At 71.0% G+C, this 18,664-nt stretch carries 15 protein-coding genes and 1 pseudogene; 7 read left to right on the top strand and 9 right to left on the bottom strand.

Annotated features, from left to right (window positions below; genetic code table 11):
* Positions 1 to 156: 156 nt before the first annotated feature.
* Positions 157 to 1,566, top strand: a complete 1,410-nt coding sequence (locus BJ999_RS32435) for a S28 family serine protease (protein ID WP_179836790.1) — start codon at positions 157 to 159, stop codon at positions 1,564 to 1,566.
* Between the two features lie 85 nt (positions 1,567 to 1,651).
* Here BJ999_RS32435 and BJ999_RS32430 read toward each other — a convergent pair whose 3' ends face one another.
* The 4 genes and pseudogenes from BJ999_RS32430 to BJ999_RS32415 form a co-directional block, all read right to left on the bottom strand.
* Positions 1,652 to 3,223, bottom strand: coding sequence for a glycoside hydrolase family 13 protein (locus BJ999_RS32430; RefSeq protein WP_179836789.1), 1,572 nt, complete (start codon positions 3,221 to 3,223; stop codon positions 1,652 to 1,654).
* 24 nt (positions 3,224 to 3,247) lie between these two features.
* A pseudogene (locus tag BJ999_RS32425) lies at positions 3,248 to 3,613 on the bottom strand (globin); the annotation flags it as partial.
* A 73-nt stretch (positions 3,614 to 3,686) separates the two neighbouring features.
* Positions 3,687 to 4,718 carry a mechanosensitive ion channel family protein gene (locus tag BJ999_RS32420; RefSeq protein WP_179836787.1) on the bottom strand — a complete coding sequence of 344 codons (1,032 nt, stop codon included), beginning with the start codon at positions 4,716 to 4,718 and terminating at the stop codon, positions 3,687 to 3,689.
* A 294-nt stretch (positions 4,719 to 5,012) separates the two neighbouring features.
* Positions 5,013 to 5,297, bottom strand: a complete 285-nt coding sequence (locus BJ999_RS32415; protein WP_179836786.1) for a hypothetical protein — start codon at positions 5,295 to 5,297, stop codon at positions 5,013 to 5,015.
* Between the two features lie 469 nt (positions 5,298 to 5,766).
* Between BJ999_RS32415 and BJ999_RS32410 the strand changes: the two genes are divergently transcribed.
* Both BJ999_RS32410 and BJ999_RS32405 read left to right on the top strand, forming a co-directional pair.
* Positions 5,767 to 7,338, top strand: a complete 1,572-nt coding sequence (locus tag BJ999_RS32410; protein WP_179836785.1) for an NsdA family TPR-like regulatory protein — start codon at positions 5,767 to 5,769, stop codon at positions 7,336 to 7,338.
* 5 nt (positions 7,339 to 7,343) lie between these two features.
* Entirely contained in the window at positions 7,344 to 7,946 is a 603-nt protein-coding gene (locus BJ999_RS32405) for a GNAT family N-acetyltransferase (protein WP_179836784.1), read from the top strand.
* A 441-nt stretch (positions 7,947 to 8,387) separates the two neighbouring features.
* Here BJ999_RS32405 and BJ999_RS32400 read toward each other — a convergent pair whose 3' ends face one another.
* Both BJ999_RS32400 and BJ999_RS32395 read right to left on the bottom strand, forming a co-directional pair.
* Positions 8,388 to 9,170, bottom strand: coding sequence for a class I SAM-dependent methyltransferase (locus BJ999_RS32400; RefSeq protein WP_179836783.1), 783 nt, complete (start codon positions 9,168 to 9,170; stop codon positions 8,388 to 8,390).
* On the bottom strand, positions 9,167 to 11,269 hold the full coding sequence (locus BJ999_RS32395; protein WP_179836782.1) for a prolyl oligopeptidase family serine peptidase: 2,103 nt from the start codon (positions 11,267 to 11,269) through the stop codon (positions 9,167 to 9,169). The genes BJ999_RS32400 and BJ999_RS32395 overlap by 4 nt, the downstream gene beginning before the upstream one ends.
* A 131-nt stretch (positions 11,270 to 11,400) precedes the next feature.
* Here BJ999_RS32395 and BJ999_RS32390 point away from each other — a divergent pair, with 131 nt between their 5' ends.
* The 3 genes from BJ999_RS32390 (at position 11,401) to BJ999_RS32380 (ending at position 13,635) form a co-directional block, all read left to right on the top strand.
* Positions 11,401 to 12,609, top strand: coding sequence for an RNA-guided endonuclease InsQ/TnpB family protein (locus tag BJ999_RS32390; protein WP_179836781.1), 1,209 nt, complete (start codon positions 11,401 to 11,403; stop codon positions 12,607 to 12,609).
* Positions 12,610 to 12,888: 279 nt separating this feature from the next.
* Positions 12,889 to 13,398, top strand: a complete 510-nt coding sequence (locus tag BJ999_RS32385; RefSeq protein ID WP_179836780.1) for an HNH endonuclease — start codon at positions 12,889 to 12,891, stop codon at positions 13,396 to 13,398.
* A gap of 18 nt (positions 13,399 to 13,416) precedes the next feature.
* Complete coding sequence (locus tag BJ999_RS32380; protein WP_179836779.1) at positions 13,417 to 13,635, top strand: FmdB family zinc ribbon protein; 219 nt, start codon at positions 13,417 to 13,419, stop codon at positions 13,633 to 13,635.
* A 4-nt stretch (positions 13,636 to 13,639) separates the two neighbouring features.
* Here the strand turns inward: BJ999_RS32380 and BJ999_RS32375 are convergent, their stop codons facing one another.
* The 3 genes from BJ999_RS32375 to BJ999_RS32365 all read right to left on the bottom strand — a co-directional run bounded on the left by BJ999_RS32375 (position 13,640) and on the right by BJ999_RS32365 (position 17,010).
* Positions 13,640 to 13,987 carry a DUF1330 domain-containing protein gene (locus BJ999_RS32375; protein ID WP_179836778.1) on the bottom strand — a complete coding sequence of 116 codons (348 nt, stop codon included), beginning with the start codon at positions 13,985 to 13,987 and terminating at the stop codon, positions 13,640 to 13,642.
* A gap of 96 nt (positions 13,988 to 14,083) precedes the next feature.
* Entirely contained in the window at positions 14,084 to 15,946 is a 1,863-nt protein-coding gene (gene ilvD, locus BJ999_RS32370; protein ID WP_179836777.1) for a dihydroxy-acid dehydratase, read from the bottom strand.
* A gap of 251 nt (positions 15,947 to 16,197) precedes the next feature.
* The gene (locus BJ999_RS32365; protein ID WP_179836776.1) at positions 16,198 to 17,010 is read right to left on the bottom strand and encodes a nuclease-related domain-containing protein; all 813 of its coding nucleotides are present in this window, start codon (positions 17,008 to 17,010) and stop codon (positions 16,198 to 16,200) included.
* 223 nt (positions 17,011 to 17,233) lie between these two features.
* Here BJ999_RS32365 and BJ999_RS32360 point away from each other — a divergent pair, with 223 nt between their 5' ends.
* Positions 17,234 to 18,658 carry an amidase gene (locus tag BJ999_RS32360; protein ID WP_179836775.1) on the top strand — a complete coding sequence of 475 codons (1,425 nt, stop codon included), beginning with the start codon at positions 17,234 to 17,236 and terminating at the stop codon, positions 18,656 to 18,658.
* The last annotated feature ends 6 nt before the right edge of the window (positions 18,659 to 18,664 follow it).

Raw genomic sequence — 18,664 nt, 5'->3', positions numbered from 1 at the left:
GATTTCCGGTCTGATCGGGTGACAACCGACCCGTCACGGATAGGTAACAAGCCCAACAGCAATCCGTTTTGGCCGGGCTTCTCCCTCTAGGGTCGCGACGCGAATGTGGAGAACCCACGTGAAAGGGGCACAATGCGGCGCGTCTCACGAGGAGCCATGGCACTGCTGCTCGCCGCGGGCATCACCGGGGCGGGGGCCACCGCGGCGCAGGCCGCGGGCCCGGCCCAGGCGGGCACGGTGAAGGCCGGCGCCGCCCAGGCGGGCGACATCCTCGCCCAGCTGAAGGCGATCCCCGGCATGCAGGTGACGGAGAAACAGTCCACCTTGCCCGGCTACCGCTGGTTCTGGTTGGAGTACAGGCAGCCTGTCGACCACCGCAACCCGCGGGGGCAGTGGTTCGAGCAGCGCATCATGTTGCAGCACAAGTCGGCGGACCGTCCCATGGTGCTCTACACCAGCGGGTACAACACGCCGGAGACGATGTTCACCTCCGAGCCGACGGCACTGGTCGACGGCAACCAGATCTCGGTCGAATACCGGTACTTCACCCCGTCCCGTCCGGAGCCGACGGACTGGAAGAAGGACACGATCTGGCAGGCGGCCACCGACGAGCACCGGCTGATCGGCGCCCTGAAGACGATCTACCAGGGCAAGTGGATCTCGACGGGGGCCAGCAAGGGCGGCATGACGGCCGTCTACCACAAGCGGTTCTACCCGCGTGACGTCGACGGCAGCGTCGTGTACGTGGCGCCGAACGACGTCAACAACAACGACGACCGCGCCTACGACAAGTTCTTCCAGACGGTCGGCTCCGACCCCGGGTGCCGCACCCACGTCAAGGCGCTGGCGCGCGAGTTCCTCAAGCGCCGCCCCGCGATGCTCAAGCGCTTCAAGGCCGCCGCCGACGAGAACGGCTGGACGTTCAGCATCCTGCGCAGCCAGGACCGCGCGTTCGAGAACTCGGTGATGGACTACGAGTGGGGCTTCTGGCAGTACAGCCTGCAGTCCGACTGCGCGTCGCTGCCCGCGGTGGACGCCTCGGACGACGAGATCTACCAGACGCTCGACAACATCTCGGGCCTGTCGTTCTACAGCGACCAGGGCCTCGCCCCGTACATCCCGTACTACTACCAGGCGGGGACGCAGCTGGGCTGGCCGACGCCGAAGTTCAAGCACCTGCGGCCGCTGCTGCGGTACGAGGACAGCTACCAGCCGCGCACCTACGTTCCGCGTGACATCCCCATGCGGTTCGACAACGGCCGCGCCATGCGCGACATCGATCGCTGGGTGCGCGGGAACGCCGAGCACATGCTGTTCCTGTACGGCGCCAACGACCCGTGGGGCTCCGAGCCGTTCCGCCTCGGGCACGGCAGCCGCGACTCGGCCGTCTACGTCGCCCCGGGGATGAACCACAGCGGCCGGCTCATCGCCAAGCTGCCCGGTGACGAGCAGACCAAGGCGACCGCCGACGTCAAGCGCTGGGCGGGCGTCGGGACCGGCATGCAGACCCTCAAGTCGGCCCCCATGGCCGACGACCCGCTCCAGCTCCAGCGTCCGCCGCTGTAGCCGGAGGCACCCTTCCCGCGAAGTACCGCGGTGTGCCGGTCCGTGCGTTGCCCCCTCGCACGGACCGGCACACCGCGTCGCGCGTTCAGGGGGCGCTCAGCCAGGCGGCGGTGTTGCCGGGAAGCAACTCGCCGTAGAGGGGCGTGCTGGTCAGGAGCGGGGTGCCCGCAGGGAGGCGCACAGGGTTCTCGCCGCAGTTGAGGGCGAGGACCAGGGAACCGCGCCGGAAGAAGAGGGCGGTCTCGGGGGAGTCGATCCACTCCAGGTCTTCCGGGAGGTCGCCGTGCAGGCGGCGGCGCAGCGCGAGCGCCTCGCGGTACCAGCTCAGCATGGAGGAGGGGTCGGACGCCTGCGCCTCAGCGGCCAAGGACGCCCACCGCTCCGGCATCGGCAGCCACGGCCGGACGCCGTCGGGGGAGAAGCCGTAGGGCTCGGCGCGGCCCGACCAAGGCAGCGGTACCCGGCAGCCGTCGCGTCCCGCGCTCTGCCCGTTCGTGCGCTTGAAGATGGGGTCCTGCCGGGCGTCGTCCGGCAGATCGGTCACCTCGGGCAGCCCCAGTTCCTCGCCCTGGTAAAGGTAGGCCGACCCAGGAAGTGCCAAGAGCAGCAGTAACGCGGCCTTGGCCCGGGCGTGCCCGATGCCCTGGAAGACCCCCTGCTGCTCATAACGGGTGACGTGGCGGACGGAGTCATGGCTCGACAGCACCCACGTCGGAGCGGCGCCCATGGGAGCGACGGCCTTCAGCGCGCCGTCGATCACTTCGCGGAACGCCATGGCCGACCACGGGGCCGTTTGCAGGTCGAACTGGAAGACCTGGTGCAGCTCGTCTGGACGCAGGTACAGCGCGAGGTCTTCCGGGCCGTCCGTCCACACCTCGCCTATGGCCATGCGGTCGCCGTCGTACTCGTCGAGGATCTGGCGCCACCTCCGGTAGACGTCGTGGACTTCGGGCCGGCTGTACACGGGGCCGTTCGGCATGCGCCGGTCCTGGCCGTGGAGGTCGCGGAACGACTCGTCCTTGAACAGGCCGGCGGCGACGTCGATGCGGAAGCCGTCCACGCCGCGGTCGAGCCAGAACCGCAGGATGTCCTCGAACTCGTGCCGCACGTCGGGGTTGCGCCAGTTGAGGTCGGGCTGCTCGGGCGCGTACAGGTGCAGGTACCACTCGCCGTCGTCCAGCCGCGTCCAGGCGGGACCGCCGAACGCCGACGGCCAGTCGTTCGGCGGGCCGTCCTCGCCGGGACGCTCCCCTGGCTTGCCGGACCGGAAGATGTAGCGGGAGCGCGCGGGTGACCCGGGAGGCGCCGCGAGCGCCTCCCGGAACCAGCGATGCCGGTCGGAGGAGTGGTTCGGGACGATGTCGACGATCAGTCGCATCCCGTGGGCGTGCACGTCCGCGACGAGGGCGTCGAAGTCGTCCAGCGTGCCGAACCGGGGGTCGACGTCGCGGTAGTCGGCCACGTCGTAGCCGCCGTCCGCGAGCGGGGAGGTGTAGAAGGGGGTGAGCCACAGCGCGTCCACACCGAGATCGCGCAGGTGACCGAGCCGGGACCGGATCCCCTGGAGGTCGCCTTCGCCGTTCCCGTCGGCATCGGCGAAGCTGCGGACGTAGACCTCGTACACGACGGCGTTGCGCCACCAAGGGGTTCGTGTCATACGGGGCCCTCTACCCGCTCACGTAGGGGCGTTCACCATGCTCTGCGCCGCCATCGTGAAGTAGGCCCAGAGCTGCCTCTCCAGATCCTCGGGAAGGCCGAGCTCGTCCACCGCGACGCGCATGTGCCGCAGCCACGCGTCCCGCTCGGCCGCGCCGATGACGAAGGGCACGTGACGCATCCGCAGCCTCGGGTGCCCGCGCTGCATGCTGTAGGTGTTGGGGCCGCCCCAGTACTGGATCAGGAAGAGACGCAGCCTCTCCTCGGCCGGACCGAGGTCCTCCTCGGGGTAGAGGGCGCGGAGGTCGGGGTCGTCCGCGACCCCCTGGTAGAAGCGGTGGACCAGCCGGTGGAAGGTCTCCTCGCCGCCGACCGCTTCGTAGAAGGTCACCTGTTCAGCCATAGCGCCCCCACCCTATGTGAGACACGTCCTCTTCCTCACCTTGATCCACTCGGGAGGCGGGTCAGGGCGCGGGGGTGGCGACGGTGACGCCCGCCTCGTCGAACGCCCGCTTGACGCGTTCGCGCAGCTCGCGGGCGATGTCGCCCTGCCTGCCCGGCACCGTCTTCAGCACGACGCGGATCACGATGGCGTCGCCCGCGAGGGCCTGCACGCCCCACACCGAGGGCTGCTCCAGGACGATGTCGCTCCAGGGCGCGTCCGCGACCAGTTGGTCGGCGGTGGCCTGCAGGATCTCCTTGACCTTCTCGGTGTCCTCGTTGATGTCGACCGGGATGTCCAGGACGGCGCGACCCCAGTTCTGCGACTCGTTCCCGACCTTCTTGATCTCGCCGTTCGGGACGTACCAGACGACGCCGTCGACGTCCCGCATGCGGGTGACCCGCAGGGTGACGGCCTCGACCGTCCCCTTGGCGCTGCCCACGTCGATGACGTCCCCGACGCCGTACTGGTCCTCCAGGAGCATGAACAGCCCGGCGAGGAAGTCCTTGACGATGTTCTGCGCGCCGAAGCCGACCGCGACGCCGATGACGCTGGCGCTGGCCAGGATGGGCGCGAGGTTGAGGCCGAGAGAGCCGAGGATGCTGAACGCGGCCGTCCCCATGATGATGATGGACGCGATGGAGCGCAGCACCGAGCCGAGCGTCTGGGCCCGCTGGGCGCGCCGCCTGTTGAGGAGGGCGGGGCTGCCCTCGAAGACCGTCCGGGACCGGTCCCGGACCCTCTCCGACATCGTGCCCTCGGCCATTCCCAGCGTGACCTTGGTGATCATGCGGTGCGCGATGTTCTTCACGATCAGCGCGACCACGAAGGTCAGGGTGATCCACAGCAGCGTGCTGAGCGGCTTGTCCAGCCAGGTGGCCCAGAACTCGGTGAAGCCGGTGTTCTTCGAGATGTTCCAGACCAGCCGGCACGAGACGCTGGGGTCCGTGTTCCTGCAGGCCGCCTCCGGGGTGCCGTTCTCGGCCCAGGGCAGGAACGGCTTGGCGACCGGCGAGACGGCGAGCGGCACGCTGATCGACGCGAACAGAGACATGGTGTTGCAGACCCTCCCCGGCCATTGCGGTTCCTCGCCACCTCACCGTGGACCGGCGGCGGTACGAGCCCGATCGTAGGGGACGGTTCCGACCGGTTCATACGACCGCCGGGGCGGGTGGCGGGACTGGCCGGGGAGGGGGTCTGCCGGGCGAACGTGCCCCGCGTGGTCCGCGGCTGCCGCGCCCTTCGCCGCGGCCACGCGGGACACGCCCGGTCTCGCCGGGCGCCCGTTCGGCGGGCGCCCGAGTCTGTGATGGAGCTCGGATCAGGGCTCAGGGGCCCGTGGAGCCGTTCACCTCGCGGCGAGCGGTTGGAGGACGTGCGCCAGCTTGAGGGCCGCGCCGCCGACGTCGTCGACGCGGTGCATGCGCTCGCCCCACGACCACCAGAAGTAGTGGTCCTTGGTCTCGGGGGCCGGCGCGCAGGTGACGTCCTCCGCGAGGCTCGCGGCCTCGGGGTTCACCACCCTCAGGAAGGCCGGCCCCGAGCGGGTCCTGACGACCCGCGCGACGAGGCCCCGCGTGTCCAGTTCATGCTCCAGCTCTTCGAGGTAGCCGACGCGTCTGTCGCTGACCACCTTCGCACCCCCCTCCCTAGGCGGGCGGAACGCCCGCGGGCCCAGTGCCCGGTCGACCAGATGATCGACTCTCCGGATTCGCTCGATCACGACACGAGAGATTTCCAACTCTCACACTGACCGGTCAAGGGGGCGGCCAGGGGCCGAAGAACCGGATTCCCCCACCTCAGGAGAAGTCCTCCTCCCCCCGGAGGAAGAATCTCTACCCACGGGGTGCGGGGTGCCTCCCGGCCGCCATCACTTCGCCGGAATCGCTTGGCGGGGGCTGTGGCGAGGATTACGCTGCGTGCGCAAGCAATCATCTGTCGTGGCCAAAACGACCGGTCGCCGTGGCGGGGACGACCGCCAACCCCCTGGGGGACGGCGTTCCGGCCCGACGGGAGGAGGCCGGGTGTCGGACCCCCCTCGGAGAGAGACGGAGGTGGCTCGCCGGATCCGTGCGCACGCCCTGGCGCGAGGACGGGGTCCGGTGGCGATCGCGCAGGAGATCCACGAGCAGTGCGGGCCGCTGTTCGGGACCAGCCGGATCAAGGCGCACCGGCTGGCCCACGGCGTCGCGCTGTCCGACATCGTGGCGCAGGTCAAGGCGCTCTACGAGGTCGACGGCAAACCGCTGCCGCGGCTCGGGGAGACGCTGCTGTCCGCCTACGAGAGCGGGTACAAGCGTCCCGGCCCGGAGTACCTGCACTACCTGTGCGCCGTCTACCGGGTGGAGCCCGACGCCCTCGACTACCAGAGTCCCTGTATCTGCGGCCGCGGCCACGCGACCCGTGCGGGCGCCGGGAGCGTTCCGCAGCCGCGCGTGCCGGACCAGCGTCCGGTACCCGACCCCGACGCGATCGTCGGGGCGATCGTGCCCAGGAGCGAAGAGCGCCCCTGGGCGACCGTCAACGACCTGCGGGGCCATGACCGCGCCGACGGCCCCCTGACCATTGATGTGGGAGAGGAGGACATCGTGCTTCGTAGGACCCTTCTGCAGTTGCTGGCCGGAGCGGGCGTGGCGCTCGACGGTCAGTTCCTTGGGGCCGTCGACAACCTGCGCCGCAAGATGGACGACACACTCGTCGGCGCGACCGTCTCGCCGACCATGCTCGACCAGTGGGAGGAGACGACCTACGGCTACGGCCGGCAGTACCAGGCGACCCCGTCGCTCCGGATGCTCTGCGACGTGCTGCTCGACTTCAGCGAGGTGCGGCGCATGTGCGACAAGCGCCAGCCGGTCGAGCTGCAGGAACGCCTGTGCCGGATCGCCGCGCAGCTGTCCGGGCTGTCCGGGCTCATCATGATCAACCTGGGGGACCACCGGCTGGCCCGCTCGTTCTTCCGGACCGCGCGGACCGCCGCCGACGAGACCGGCGACCGGCAGTTACGCGCCTGGGTGACCGTCCGCGAGTCCCTCGTTCCGATGTACTACGGCGACCCGCGCGAGGCGCTGCACCTGGCGCGCAAGGCGCAGGACCTCGCCGGCCGGACCCCCGGCGTCGCCGCCGCCATGGCCCCCGCCGTGGAGGCGCGCGCGCTCGGCATGCTGGCGATGCGCGGCCGCGGGGACGCCGCCCCGAGCGCCCGTCGCGCGCTCGTGCGCGGCCGCTCCGTCTTCGACCAGCTCTCCAAGACCGACACCTCCGACCTGGTGTTCGGGTTCACCGACCGGCAGATGGCCTTCTACGAGGGCGACACGTTCACCAACCTCGGCGACCACAGGCAGGGCGACGAGGTGCTCAGCCACGCCCTCACCCTGTACTCGCCCACCGACCGCGTCGACCTGACCCTGGTGCGGCTCGACCGGGCGATGTGCAAGCTGCACGCCGGCCACCCCGAGGCCGCGCTGACGGCCGGCCGGGAGGCCATCTACGACCTGCCCGCCGACCACCGTTCCGACATCCTCGTGCACCGCGCCCGGCAGATCGGCGCGGCGGTCGCGACCAAGCACGGCCAGATCCCGGAGCTGAAGGACTTCTACGAGGCCCTCTCCGGCCCCTCGGTGAAGAGCCCCACGCAAGATCCGCCCGCCGCCGTACGCCCGGGGGAACAGGTCTGACCGGGATGAGCACCGACAACGCCTCCTGGCAAGGCCACCCCACGCTCGTCCGGCTCAAGGACGATCCCCCCGAATGGCGCTACGGCGACCTGCGGATCCGCCGGTACCACGCGGCCGACCACGGCGTCGTCCTGGCCCTGCACCAGGAGGGCCTGGCCCAGGTCGGCCTGCGCCCCGGCGACGGCGTCTACTACGACCACGACTTCTTCCGTATGGAGGACATCTATCTCCGCAACAACGGTGAGTTCCTCGTCGGCGAACTCGACCGCCGGATAGTCGCGATGGGCGGCCTGCGCCGAGCCGACCTCATCCCCGGCGGCCACGCCCGCGCCTTCGGCGGCTACGCCCCCGGCAACCCGACCCTCGACACCGCCGAGATGGTGCGCCTGCGCGTCCTTCCGGCGGTCCAGCGCCGCGGCTACGGCACAGCGCTGGTCCAGGCCCTGGAGGAACGCGCGGCAGAGTACGGCTACCGCATACTGCGCGCCGACACCACCGAACGCCAGACCCCCGCCCTGGCCCTCTACCGCAACTTCGGCTGGACGGAGACCCGCCGCGAGTCCATCGGCGGCATAGTCAACATCTACATCGAAAAACCGCTGCGCTGAACCGCGCCGCCGCAGTGCCCTCCTCCGAGCCGCAAGGCGAGTCGGAGCGATGCCAGCGATCGCCGCAGTTCCCGACGATGGAGGGCCGCCAGGCCCGAAGGAGGAGGGCACTGCAAACAAACACCGCACGCCCCAACCCCCTCCTGGAGGCTTCCCAACCCCAGGAGGGGGTCGCTCATGGGCACGGTTGGCCGTGCGTGTTCCTTTGGAAGCGTAGCGCGATCTTCGAGTGAGTCCTAGCGGAGCGGCCCGGGTCAGGGACCTCAGCCATCACCGCACCCCGCAACAACCACAAGGGTCGCGATCGCGTCCGAAGGCAGGTTCGAGCTTGCGAGAACCTGATCGCGAAGCGAGCCGCAAGGCGAGCCGGAGCGATGCCAGCGATCGCCCGCGTTTTTCGACGATGGAGGGCCGCCAGGCCCGAAGGAGGAGAAGAACAAATCAGACGCTACCGGCGATGACCTGCATGAGGGGGTAGCGGCGTTGGCGGACGGCGGTGTAGCCGCGGTCGGTGAGGGCGCGGGTGACCTCGCGGTCGCCGAAGGCGGTGAAGCCGGTGGCGCGGCGGAGGAGTTCGGCGCCGAGGCGCGGGGTGGGGAGCGGGCGCCGGGACGTGAGGATGATCAGGTGCCCGCCGGGTCTGAGGACGCGGGTCATGCCGTCCAGGGCCGTCCAGGGGTCGTCGAAGAGGTAGAGGGCGCCGAAGCAGCTGACGGCGTCGAACGCGCCGTCGCGGAACGGCAGGTCGACGGCGTCGCCGCGGACGTAGGCCACGGGGTCGCCGGGGGCGGTGTCGGCGACGGCGCGGGTCAGCATGGTCTCGGACGCGTCGAGGCCGACGACCAGGCCCGCCGGGCCGACGCCGGCGGCGAGGGCGCGGGTGACGTTGCCGGGGCCGCACGCCACGTCCAGGACGGTCGCGGGGGGCCGGGCGGCGTAGCCGGGTTGTGACAGGCCGAGCCAGTCGCGCGCCATGGCGTGCTCTTCGGCGGTGTCCGGACCGAGTGGCCAGCCCTTCGCCAGGTTGAAGCCGACGGGCCGCCACACCTTCTCGTAGATCCGCGGGAGGAACGTCGACTCCATCACCGACTGGGCGAGGGAGGGCGACTTCTTCTCGGCCGCCCCGAGCAGGTCGAGGTACCCGGCGGACACGTCGGGCTCGCCCGGCGGCTCGCGAAGCAGCTCCAGCGCCCGTTCAGCCGGATCGCGCAGCGTCTTGCTCATCCAACTATTAGACCATGCGTCAATTCGTCGCTCAGGGCGAGCCCGGTCTGTGCCGCCAGGAACGTGAGGGTGTCCGCCGTGAGGTCGGCGGAGCGCGTGACCGAGCGGGCGGCGTGGCCTACCTCGGGCTCGTCGCGGAGGAGGACCGGGGCTTCGGAGGCGGTCGCGTGCTGGAGGGCGGCGCACATCTTGCGGGCGTGCAGCGGATCCACGCGGGTGTCGCTGCCGAACGTCGTGAACAGGACGGCCGGATAGGCGGTGCCGGGGTGGACGTGGTGGTACGGCGAGTAGCCGATGAGCCAGCCGAACTCCTCGGGGTCGTCGGCCGTCCCGTACTCGTCGTTCCACGTCTGGCCGAGGCCGAACCGCTCGTAGCGGACCATGTCCAGGAGCGGCGCGGAGCACACCACAGCCCGGTACAGGTCGGGGCGCTGGGTGAGGGCCGCGCCGACCAGGAGCCCGCCGTTGGAGCCGCCGGAGATCGCGAGCTGGGACGGTGTGGTGAGGCCGTCCGCGATCAGCTTCTCGGCGGCGGCGTGGAAGTCGTCGAAGACGTTCTGCTTGCGGTCCCGCATGCCGGCGCGGTGCCACTGCTCGCCCTCCTCGGAGCCGCCGCGCAGGTTGGCGACCGCGTAGACGCCGCCCGCTTCGACCCACGCGAGGATGCTCGCCGAGTAGGACGGGGTGAGGGAGATGGTGAACCCGCCGTACCCGTAGAGGATCGCGGGGCGCGGCCCGGTCAGGCCCGGACGGGACGCGACGAGCATGCGCACCTCGGTCCCGTCCCGGGAGGTGTAGACGACCTGGCGCGTCTCGATCTCGGGGACGTCGACCGTCCCCGGCGCGGACGCCCACAGCGTCGTCTCCCCGGTGCGCGCGTCGTAGCGCAGGATCGACGAGGGGGTCACGTTGTCGGTGTAGCCGAACCAGGCCTCGTGCCCGCCCTCGGGCCGCTCGACGATGCCGCCGATGGAACCGAGACCGGGGGTCGGGACGGCGCCGAGCCGCTCCCCGGACGCCAGGTCGTGCACGGTGATCTCGCTGATCGCGTGGCGCGTCCAGCCGGCGAGCAGGACCGGGCGCTCCAGGTCGTCCAGAATCGCGAAGTCGGTGAGCACGGCCTCGGGGTCCTGGGGGAGGAGGTCCCGCCAGGTCCCGTAGGAGAGGTCGGACGGGTCGGCGACGCAAAGGCGGGACCGGGGCGCGTCGCGGTCGGTGAAGACGTAGGCGCGGCCGTCGCGGCCCACGTGGACGCCGGTGGAGGCGTCGACGCCCTCCTGCACGGCGCGCAGCGCGGGCGCCTCGGGGGCGGACGCGGTCAGGTCGGCGATCCACAGGTCGTTGCGGGGCGCGGTGCCCTGCGACGCGGAGATCGTGAGCCAGCGGCCGTCCCGGCTGACGCCGACCCCGTAGTAGTTGGTCTTGTCCCGGCCCGCGCCGAAGACCAGCACGTCGTGGGTGTCGGGTTCGGTGCCGACGCGGTGCAGGTAGACGCGCCGGTGGTACTGCTCCTCGCCCTCCGGGACGTCCAGCGCGGGGAGCCGGCGCGTGTAGTAGTACGCCTCGCCGCCCGGCAGCCAGGCCACCGAGGAGTACCGGGCCCGGTCGATCGGCCCCTCCACGCGGTCGCCCGTCGCGACGTCGATGACGTACAGCAGCGACTCCTCGTCGCCGCCGGTCGACACCTTGTACGCCAGGAGGCGTCCCTCCTTGTCGGGCTGCCAGCCGTCCAGCGTCGTCGTCCCGGCGGGGTCGAGGGCCGTCGGGTCGACGAGGACGCGTTCGGACCCGTCCGGGTCCGCGGTGTAGAGCACCGGGTGCTCCTGGTCGGCGGAGCGGCGAGTGAAGAAGCGCCGCTCGCCCCGCCACACCGGGGCCCCGACGCTTCCCGCGCCGAGCAGATCGAGCAGGCGTGCCCGCAGCGCGTCCCGGCCGGGAAGGGTTTCCATGACCTTGTGGAAGAGCCGGTCCTGCGCGGAGCGCCACTCGCCGGTCTCGGCGCTGTCGGGATCCTCCAGCCAGCGGTAGGGGTCGGCGACCCGGTGGCCGTGGATGTCCTCGACGATGTCCTCGCGCTGCGCGGACGGATACGGCGTCATCGGTTCTCCTCCTGAGAGCCCCCGGCCTTCAGGGCTGGGTGGAAACGGGCTTTTGTGCAGCAGGTCGGGGAAGCCGGGGCGTTTCGGCGTTCGCCAGGTTGGCCGGCACCGAGGCTGCTAGAACGTGAGGCATGGCGCGGCAGGTCAGGCGGGCGTTCAAGTACCGCTTCTACCCCACCGAAGAGCAGGCAGCCGAGTTGTCGCGGACGTTCGGGTGTGTGCGGCTGGTGTACAACAAGGCTTTGGAGGAGCGCACGCTGGCCTGGTACGGCGAGCGGCGCCGTGTGTCCTACGTGCAGTCGTCGGCCGCGCTGGCGCAGTGGAAGAAGACCCCAGGGTTGGCGTTTCTGTCCGAGGTGCCGTGCGTCCCGTTGCAGCAGGCGCTGCGGCATCTTCAGACGGCGTTCGCCAACTTCTTCGCCAAGCGGGCCGCATATCCGCGGTTCAAGTCGCGCAAGCGGTCGCGTGCGTCGGCCGAGTACACCCGCAGCGCCTTCACCTGGCGCGAGGGACGTCTGACGCTGGCGAAGATGACGGCGCCGCTGGACATCCGCTGGTCGCGTCCGCTGCCCCAGGGGGCGGAACCGACCACGGTGACGGTGTCGCGTGACAGCGCCGGACGCTGGTTCGTCTCTCTGCTGTGCCAGGACACCATCACCGCGGCCCCTGCCACGGGCGCGGCGGTCGGGATCGACGCCGGGATCGCCTCCCTGGTGACCCTGTCCACCGGGGAGAAGATCACCAACCCCCAGCACGAGCGACGTGACTGCGCCCGCTTGGCCAAGGCGCAACGGGACCTGTCGCGCAAGGCCCCAGGGTCGGCGAACCGGGAGAAGGCCCGGCGGAAGGTCGCGCGTGTGCATGCGCGGATCGCTGACCGGCGCCGCGACTTCCTGCACAAGCTGTCGACCCGTCTCGTCCGTGAGAACCAAACGGTCGTGATCGAGGACCTCGCTGTCGCCAACCTGCTCAAGAACCACCGGCTCGCCCGCGCCATCTCCGATGTGGCGTGGAGGGAGCTGCGCCGCATGCTGGAGTACAAGTGCGCCTGGTACGGGCGCGACCTCGTCGTGGTCGACCGCTGGTTCCCCTCCTCCAAGCTGTGCGGGACCTGCGGAACCGTCCGCGCCAGGCTGCCGCTGGACGTCCGCGAGTGGACGTGCGGGTGCGGCGCGGTGCATGACCGCGACGTGAACGCGGCGCGCAACATTCTGGCCGCCGGGCTGGCGGTGACCGCCTGTGGAGACGGTGTAAGACCTCAACGGGACACCTCCCGGACGGGGCACTCGTCGGCGAAGCAGGAAACCCAGCGGGCGACCACTGGAATCTCCCGCCTGTAGGTGGGAGAAGGAAGCCAAGGATGCACTTTATTGGCCGTTAAGCGCTGCCCGTCCCAGTACTCCCCGCGGGTTCCGTGTTCGAGCAGTGTGCGGCTGGGGATTATTGGGGTAGCGGACGACCTCCCTCAGACGCCACACTGATTCTGGTCGGTTCGCCCCTGGGGAGGTCCTCATGGCGAGTGCGCAGGTGCCGGAAACGATAATCGGGCCTCGGTGGGAGGCGCGCTGCGCCGTGACCACCGGGGCGAACGGACAGCACGGCCCGTTGGAGGGCGTCTGATGCGACAGGTCCTCCTCCTGAACGCGACGTACGAACCCCTCACCACGCTGCCTCTGCGAAGAGCGGTCTGCCTCGTGCTCCGCGAGAAGGCGGAGATCGTCCATCACGACACCTCGGGTGCCGTGCTCCACGCGGCGACGATGACGGTCGAGGTGCCGTCCGTCATCCGGCTCCGCCGCTACGTCCGCATCCCGTTCCGCACCCGCGTGCCCCTGACCCGCGCGGCACTGATGCGCCGCGACAACTTCCGCTGCGTCTACTGCGGCCGCCGCGCCGAGACGATCGACCACGTCCATCCGCGCAGCCGCGGCGGCAAGCACGTCTGGGAGAACTGCGTGGCCTCCTGCATGGCGTGCAACCACGGCAAGGCCGACCGCCTGCTGTCGGAGCTGGGCTGGACGCTCAGCGTCACCCCGGCCGTTCCGAGGGGCGCGCACTGGCGGCTCATCGGCCTCGTCCACGACGGCGATCCCCAGTGGGCCCCCTATGTCACCGAGCCCGCCGCCTGACGCGCGTATCCTGGGGGCGTGCCTCGCTATGACTACCGCTGCCGCGCGTGCGGGTCGACCTTCGAGGTCTCCCGCCCGATGATCAATGCGTCCGACCCGGCCCCGTGCCCGGACGGCCACGACGACACCGTCAAGCTCCTGTCCACCGTCGCCGTCACCGGCACGTCCCGCGGCGGGGCGCCCCAGCCCCCGCCGAGCGCGGGCGGAGGCTGCTGCGGCGGAGGATGCTGCTCCTGACCGGTCAGCCGGCCTGGGCCGCACGCAACGCCCTGCCGGTGGCGGCTGCGTCGTAGTTCGGCGGGGTGCCCTGGAGCAGCACGGTGGTTCCGGGGATGTTGTCGGTGCGCATCGCCAGGATCGCCTGATAGGCGTCCGAGGTGTACCAGGCGCGTGCCTCGTCCATGTCGGGGAACTCGATGATGACGTAGCCGCCCTCGAACGGGCCTTCGATCACCTCGGTGTGGGCGGCGTGCACGATGAAGCGGCCGCCGAACGGGTCCATGGTCTCCTGGATGCGCTCCATGTAGACGAAGACGTCGTCGTGCAGCGGCGGCTCGGGGAACAGGTGGGCGAGGGCGTAGGCGGTCATCGAGAGCTCCTTCAGCGGTGGGGCCGGGCTGGTCGGCCCGGCACCCACCACTCTGCCCCGGACGGGGAATGGAGGCGATTACCCGCCGGGTAATGCTCAGCCGTTCAGACGGTCGAGCTGGGAGACGTCGCGCGCGGCACCGGTCGAGGCCGACGTGGCCATCGCGGCGTAGGCGCGCAGGGCGGCGCTGACCGGGCGGTGGCGGTCGCGGGGCCGGTAGCCGCCGAGGTCGGCGAGCAGCTTCTCGCGTCGGATCTCCAGCTCGTCGGCCGGGACGTCCAGCTCCAGCGTGCGGTTGGGGATGTCGATCACGACGCGGTCGCCGTCCTCGACGAGGGCGATGATCCCGCCGCCCGCGGCCTCGGGGGAGGCGTGCCCGATGGACAGCCCGGACGTGCCGCCGGAGAACCGGCCGTCGGTGATCAGCGCGCACGCCTTGCCGAGCCCGCGGCCCTTGAGGAAGCTCGTCGGGTACAGCATCTCCTGCATGCCGGGCCCGCCCTTCGGGCCCTCGTAGCGGATCACGACGACGTCGCCGGCCTTGACCTTCCCGCCGAGGATGCCCTCGACGGCCTGGTCCTGCGACTCGAAGACGACGGCGGGGCCGGTGAAGGTCCACAGCTCCTCGTCCACCCCGGCGGTCTTGACGATCGCGCCGTCGGGGGCGATGTTGCCGCGCAGGACGGCGAGGCCGCCGTCGGCGGTGTAGGCGTGCTCGGCGGAGCGGATGCAGCCGTTCTCGCGGTCGAGGTCGAGCGACTCCCAGCGGGCGCTCTGCGAGAACGCCGAGGTGCTGCGGACGCCGCCGGGCGCCGCGTGGAACATCTCGACGGCCTCGGGCAGGACGTCGGGGGAGCGGACGTCCCATCGGGCGAGGAACTCGTCGAGGGAGGCGGAGTGGACCGAGTGCGCCGACGCGTTCAGCAGGCCGGCGCGGTTCAGTTCGCCCAGCAGGGCCGGGACGCCGCCCGCGCGGTGGCAGTCCTCGACGTGGTACTTGGCGGTGGCGGGGGCCAGCTTGCAGATGCACGGGACGCGGCGGGACACCGCGTCGATGTCGGCGAGCCCGAAGTCGACGCCGCCCTCGGTGGCGGCGGCGAGCAGGTGCAGGATCGTGTTGGTGGACCCGCCCATCGCGACGTCGAGGACCATGGCGTTCTCGAACGCCTCGCGGGTGGCGATGCTCAGCGGCAGGACGGACGCGTCGTCGCCCTCGTAGTACCGCTTGGCGACCTCGACCACGGTGCGGCCGGCGTCCTCGTAGAGGCGGCGGCGGGCGGTGTGGGTGGCGAGGACGGTGCCGTTGCCGGGCAGCGCCAGCCCGATCGCCTCGGTGAGGCAGTTCATCGAGTTGGCGGTGAACATGCCCGAGCACGACCCGCAGGTCGGGCAGGCGCTCTCCTCCATCTCCAGCAGCTTGTCCTCCGACAGGGAGGAGTCGGCGGAGGCGATGATCGGGTCGATCAGGTCGAGCTTGTTGCCGCCCATGACGCCCTCGACGGGCTTGCCGGCCTCCATCGGCCCGCCGGAGACGAACACCGTCGGGATGTTCAGGCGCAGCGCGGCCAGCAGCATCCCCGGGGTGATCTTGTCGCAGTTGGAGACGCAGACCAGGGCGTCGGCGCAGTGCGCGTTGACCATGTACTCGATCGCGTCGGCGATCACCTCGCGGGACGGCAGCGAGTACAGCATGCCGTCGTGGCCCATCGCGATGCCGTCGTCGACGGCGATGGTGTTGAACTCGCGGGGCACGCCGCCGGCCTCCCGGACGGCGCCGGCGACGACCTTGCCGACCTCGTCCAGGTGGACGTGGCCGGGGACGAACTGGGTGAAGCTGTTGGCCACCGCGACGATCGGCTTGCCGAAGTCCTCGCGTTGGACGCCGCTGGCCCGCATGAGCGCGCGGGCGCCCGCCATGTTCCTGCCATGGGTGACCGTGCGTGACCTGAGCGGTGGCATTTCGACCTCTCCAAACCTGTGGCGTGCGGGGACGACGGGCCGCGCATGGTTCGGCGTGGGCGGGCGGGTCGCCTGGAAGGTGTGACGCGCAGCGGCGGGTCGCGGCGCTGCCGCCGGCTCGGCGGAGGTTCGCGCCCGGGCCGGCCGTGGTCTCCGATGCTACCAACCGCCGGAGGGCAGGAAAAAAGCCGGGACCGCGGTGTCCCGGCTTTACGGCGGGCCGCCCCGGGGAAGCGGGGCCGCCCTCGGCCTCAGTCGGGGTACTTCGGCGGCAGGGCGTCCTCGGCCGCCTGGAAGATGCGCTGGACGTCGCTCTCGGTGAGGATCTTCGGGCGCCGGCGCAGGTACGAGCGAGCCCGGTTGCCCGCGTAGACGTCGACGTCCCGCACCCGCATGACCTTCCACGGGATGGACGGGCCGTAGATCGCCACGGACGGCTGCACCGGCACGTCGAAGCCGACCCGCTCGGCGAGGATGATGCTCGCCATCTGGGCCTCCCAGCGCGCCTCGTCCAGCCGGTCCTTCTTGTTGAAGGGGCCGTGGAAGAGCTTGAGGTGGGACATGGTGCGCACGGGGAGGCGCTTGTCCCACTTCTCCGAGTCGATGGCGTAGACGCCGCTCGGCCCGATGACCAGGTGGTCGATCCGCCCGTCGCTGACGCCCTCGTCGTCGCGGGGGACGGCCCGCGCGTGCAGCACGAGGTATCCGTTGCGCCGCAGGGACTTCAGCTGCTTCTCGGTGCGCCGTTCCGCGGCCGAGGACTTCTGCCAGGCGGTCACGGTGGAGCTCCTGCGGGACTGCCGCACGTAGTCGCCGATGACGACGAGCACCGCGACGGTCAGGCCGAGCCGCCAACTCGTCAGCAACAGCGCGGCGGCGCCGGCGACGACGGCCGCGCCGATCCGGTACGCCCAGCGGCGGATCTTGGGATCGTCGAGCATCGCCGCGGCGGCGCTCCCCTCCAGCCGCTCCTTCACCGGTGTCCGGTCATCGTTCTCACGCGCCTCCTCTGACTCGGGTCGCGCCCTGGCATTCTGCGTGTTGCCCCGCTCCATGGTCGCCATGGTGACGCTCCGTGTTCCTTTCCCATCGGGGGCATGATCCTCCGTGCGCAGAGTAATCATCGGGAGGGTGGGCGACCAGCCATGCCGGGTTAATGTTTTGTCGCCCAACGTCAGTGATTCTCTTACGGCGCGGTCGGGTAGGCCAGTATTAATCTCCTTCTGCCGCTGCTGTCGTGTGTGCCCTCTTTGATGCCCGCGCACACGGCGTCTAGCGTTCCGGATCGTGACACAGATTCATGACCTCAGCGCCACCCGCATGGCCGCCGCCGTCCGCACCCGGGAAGTATCCCCGGTCGAGCTCGCCGACCATTACCTGGCCCGCATCGAACGGTTGGACGAGCAGGTGGGCGCCTACGTGACGGTCACCGCCGAGCGCGCCCGCGAGGAGGCGCGCGGCGCCGAGAAGGCGGTGCTGGAGGCGGGGGACCCGGCGGAGCTGCCGCCGCTGCACGGCGTCCCGGTGCCGATCAAGGACCTGAACATGGTGAACGGCGTCCGGATGACGTTCGGCTCGGCGGTCTACGCCGAGCTGACCGGGTTCGCCGACGACCACGCGGTGGCCAAGCTCGCGGCGGCCGGGACGGTGCTCCTCGGCAAGACGGCGACCCCCGAGTTCGGCCTGCCCTGCTACACCGAGGGAGCCGTGTCGCCCCCGGCCCGCACGCCGTGGGACCCGACCCGGTCGGCCGGCGGTTCGAGCGGCGGCGCCGCGGCGGCGGTCGCGTCCGGGCTGGCGCCGATCGCGCAGGGCAGCGACGGCGGCGGCTCGATCCGGATCCCGAGCAGCGTGTGCGGGCTGTTCGGGATCAAGCCGACCCGCGGCCGGATCTCCCAGGGGCCGGTCATCCCCGACCTGTTCGGGCTCTCCACCAACGGGCCGATCGCGCGGACCGTCCGCGACGCCGCCCTCATGCTGGACGTCATGTCGGGCCACATGCCGGGCGACCTGTACCGGGCGCCGCAGGCGGACGGGCCCTTCCTCGCCGGCGCCGACCGCGCGCCGGGCCGGCTGCGGATCGCGCGGAGCCTCCAGCCGCCGGTGCCGGACGTCGAGGTCCACCCCGACTGCGTCGCCGCCTACGAGGACGCCTCGGCGCTCCTTGAGGAGCTGGGCCACGAGGTCGTGGAACTGCCGCAGGTGCTCGGCTCCGACCTCGTCCCGCACTTCGCGACGCTGTGGGGCGTGATGGCGACGATGACGCCCGTCCCCGAGGGGAGTGAGGACCTGCTCCAGCCGCTGACCCGCTGGCTGCGCGGGTACGGCGAGAAGACGACGGCGCCGCAGCTGTTCCAGGCCCACGCGGCGCTGCAGGGGGCGCTGCGCGCGGCGTTCCCGGTGATGGACGGGTTCGACGCGATCCTGCACCCCACGCTCGCCATGCCGCCCGTGCCGGTCGGGTACTTCCACGACCAGGACCCGGAGGAGAACTTCCGGCGGCAGACGCAGTTCACCCCGTTCTGCGCCATGTACAACATCTCGGGGCAGCCCGCGGTGAACGTCCCGCTGCACTGGAACGGCGAGGGCCTGCCCATCGGCGTCATGCTCGCCGGACGGCTCGGCGGGGAGGGCACCCTGATCTCGCTGTCCGCGCAGCTGGAGGAGGCCCGCCCCTGGATCGGCCGCAAGCCCCCGGTGTGGACGGCGTGACGCGGG

Source organism: Actinomadura citrea, assembly GCF_013409045.1.
GTDB lineage: Bacteria > Actinomycetota > Actinomycetes > Streptosporangiales > Streptosporangiaceae > Spirillospora > Spirillospora citrea.
The sequence above is the reverse complement of the archived record's forward strand: the minus strand, read 5'-3'. Positions and strand labels throughout refer to the sequence as shown.

Coding starts and splice junctions, on each gene's coding strand:
- BJ999_RS32420 (WP_179836787.1), bottom strand. CDS start 4,718: ATGTCTCTGTTCGCGTCGATCAGCGTGCCGCTCGCCGTCTCGCCGGTC.
- ilvD (WP_179836777.1), bottom strand. CDS start 15,946: ATGCCACCGCTCAGGTCACGCACGGTCACCCATGGCAGGAACATGGCG.
- BJ999_RS32400 (WP_179836783.1), bottom strand. CDS start 9,170: ATGAGCAAGACGCTGCGCGATCCGGCTGAACGGGCGCTGGAGCTGCTT.
- BJ999_RS32430 (WP_179836789.1), bottom strand. CDS start 3,223: ATGACACGAACCCCTTGGTGGCGCAACGCCGTCGTGTACGAGGTCTAC.
- BJ999_RS32395 (WP_179836782.1), bottom strand. CDS start 11,269: ATGACGCCGTATCCGTCCGCGCAGCGCGAGGACATCGTCGAGGACATC.
- BJ999_RS32375 (WP_179836778.1), bottom strand. CDS start 13,987: ATGACCGCCTACGCCCTCGCCCACCTGTTCCCCGAGCCGCCGCTGCAC.
- BJ999_RS32385 (WP_179836780.1), top strand. CDS start 12,889: ATGCGACAGGTCCTCCTCCTGAACGCGACGTACGAACCCCTCACCACG.
- BJ999_RS32405 (WP_179836784.1), top strand. CDS start 7,344: ATGAGCACCGACAACGCCTCCTGGCAAGGCCACCCCACGCTCGTCCGG.
- BJ999_RS32435 (WP_179836790.1), top strand. CDS start 157: ATGGCACTGCTGCTCGCCGCGGGCATCACCGGGGCGGGGGCCACCGCG.
- BJ999_RS32365 (WP_179836776.1), bottom strand. CDS start 17,010: ATGGCGACCATGGAGCGGGGCAACACGCAGAATGCCAGGGCGCGACCC.
- BJ999_RS32390 (WP_179836781.1), top strand. CDS start 11,401: ATGGCGCGGCAGGTCAGGCGGGCGTTCAAGTACCGCTTCTACCCCACC.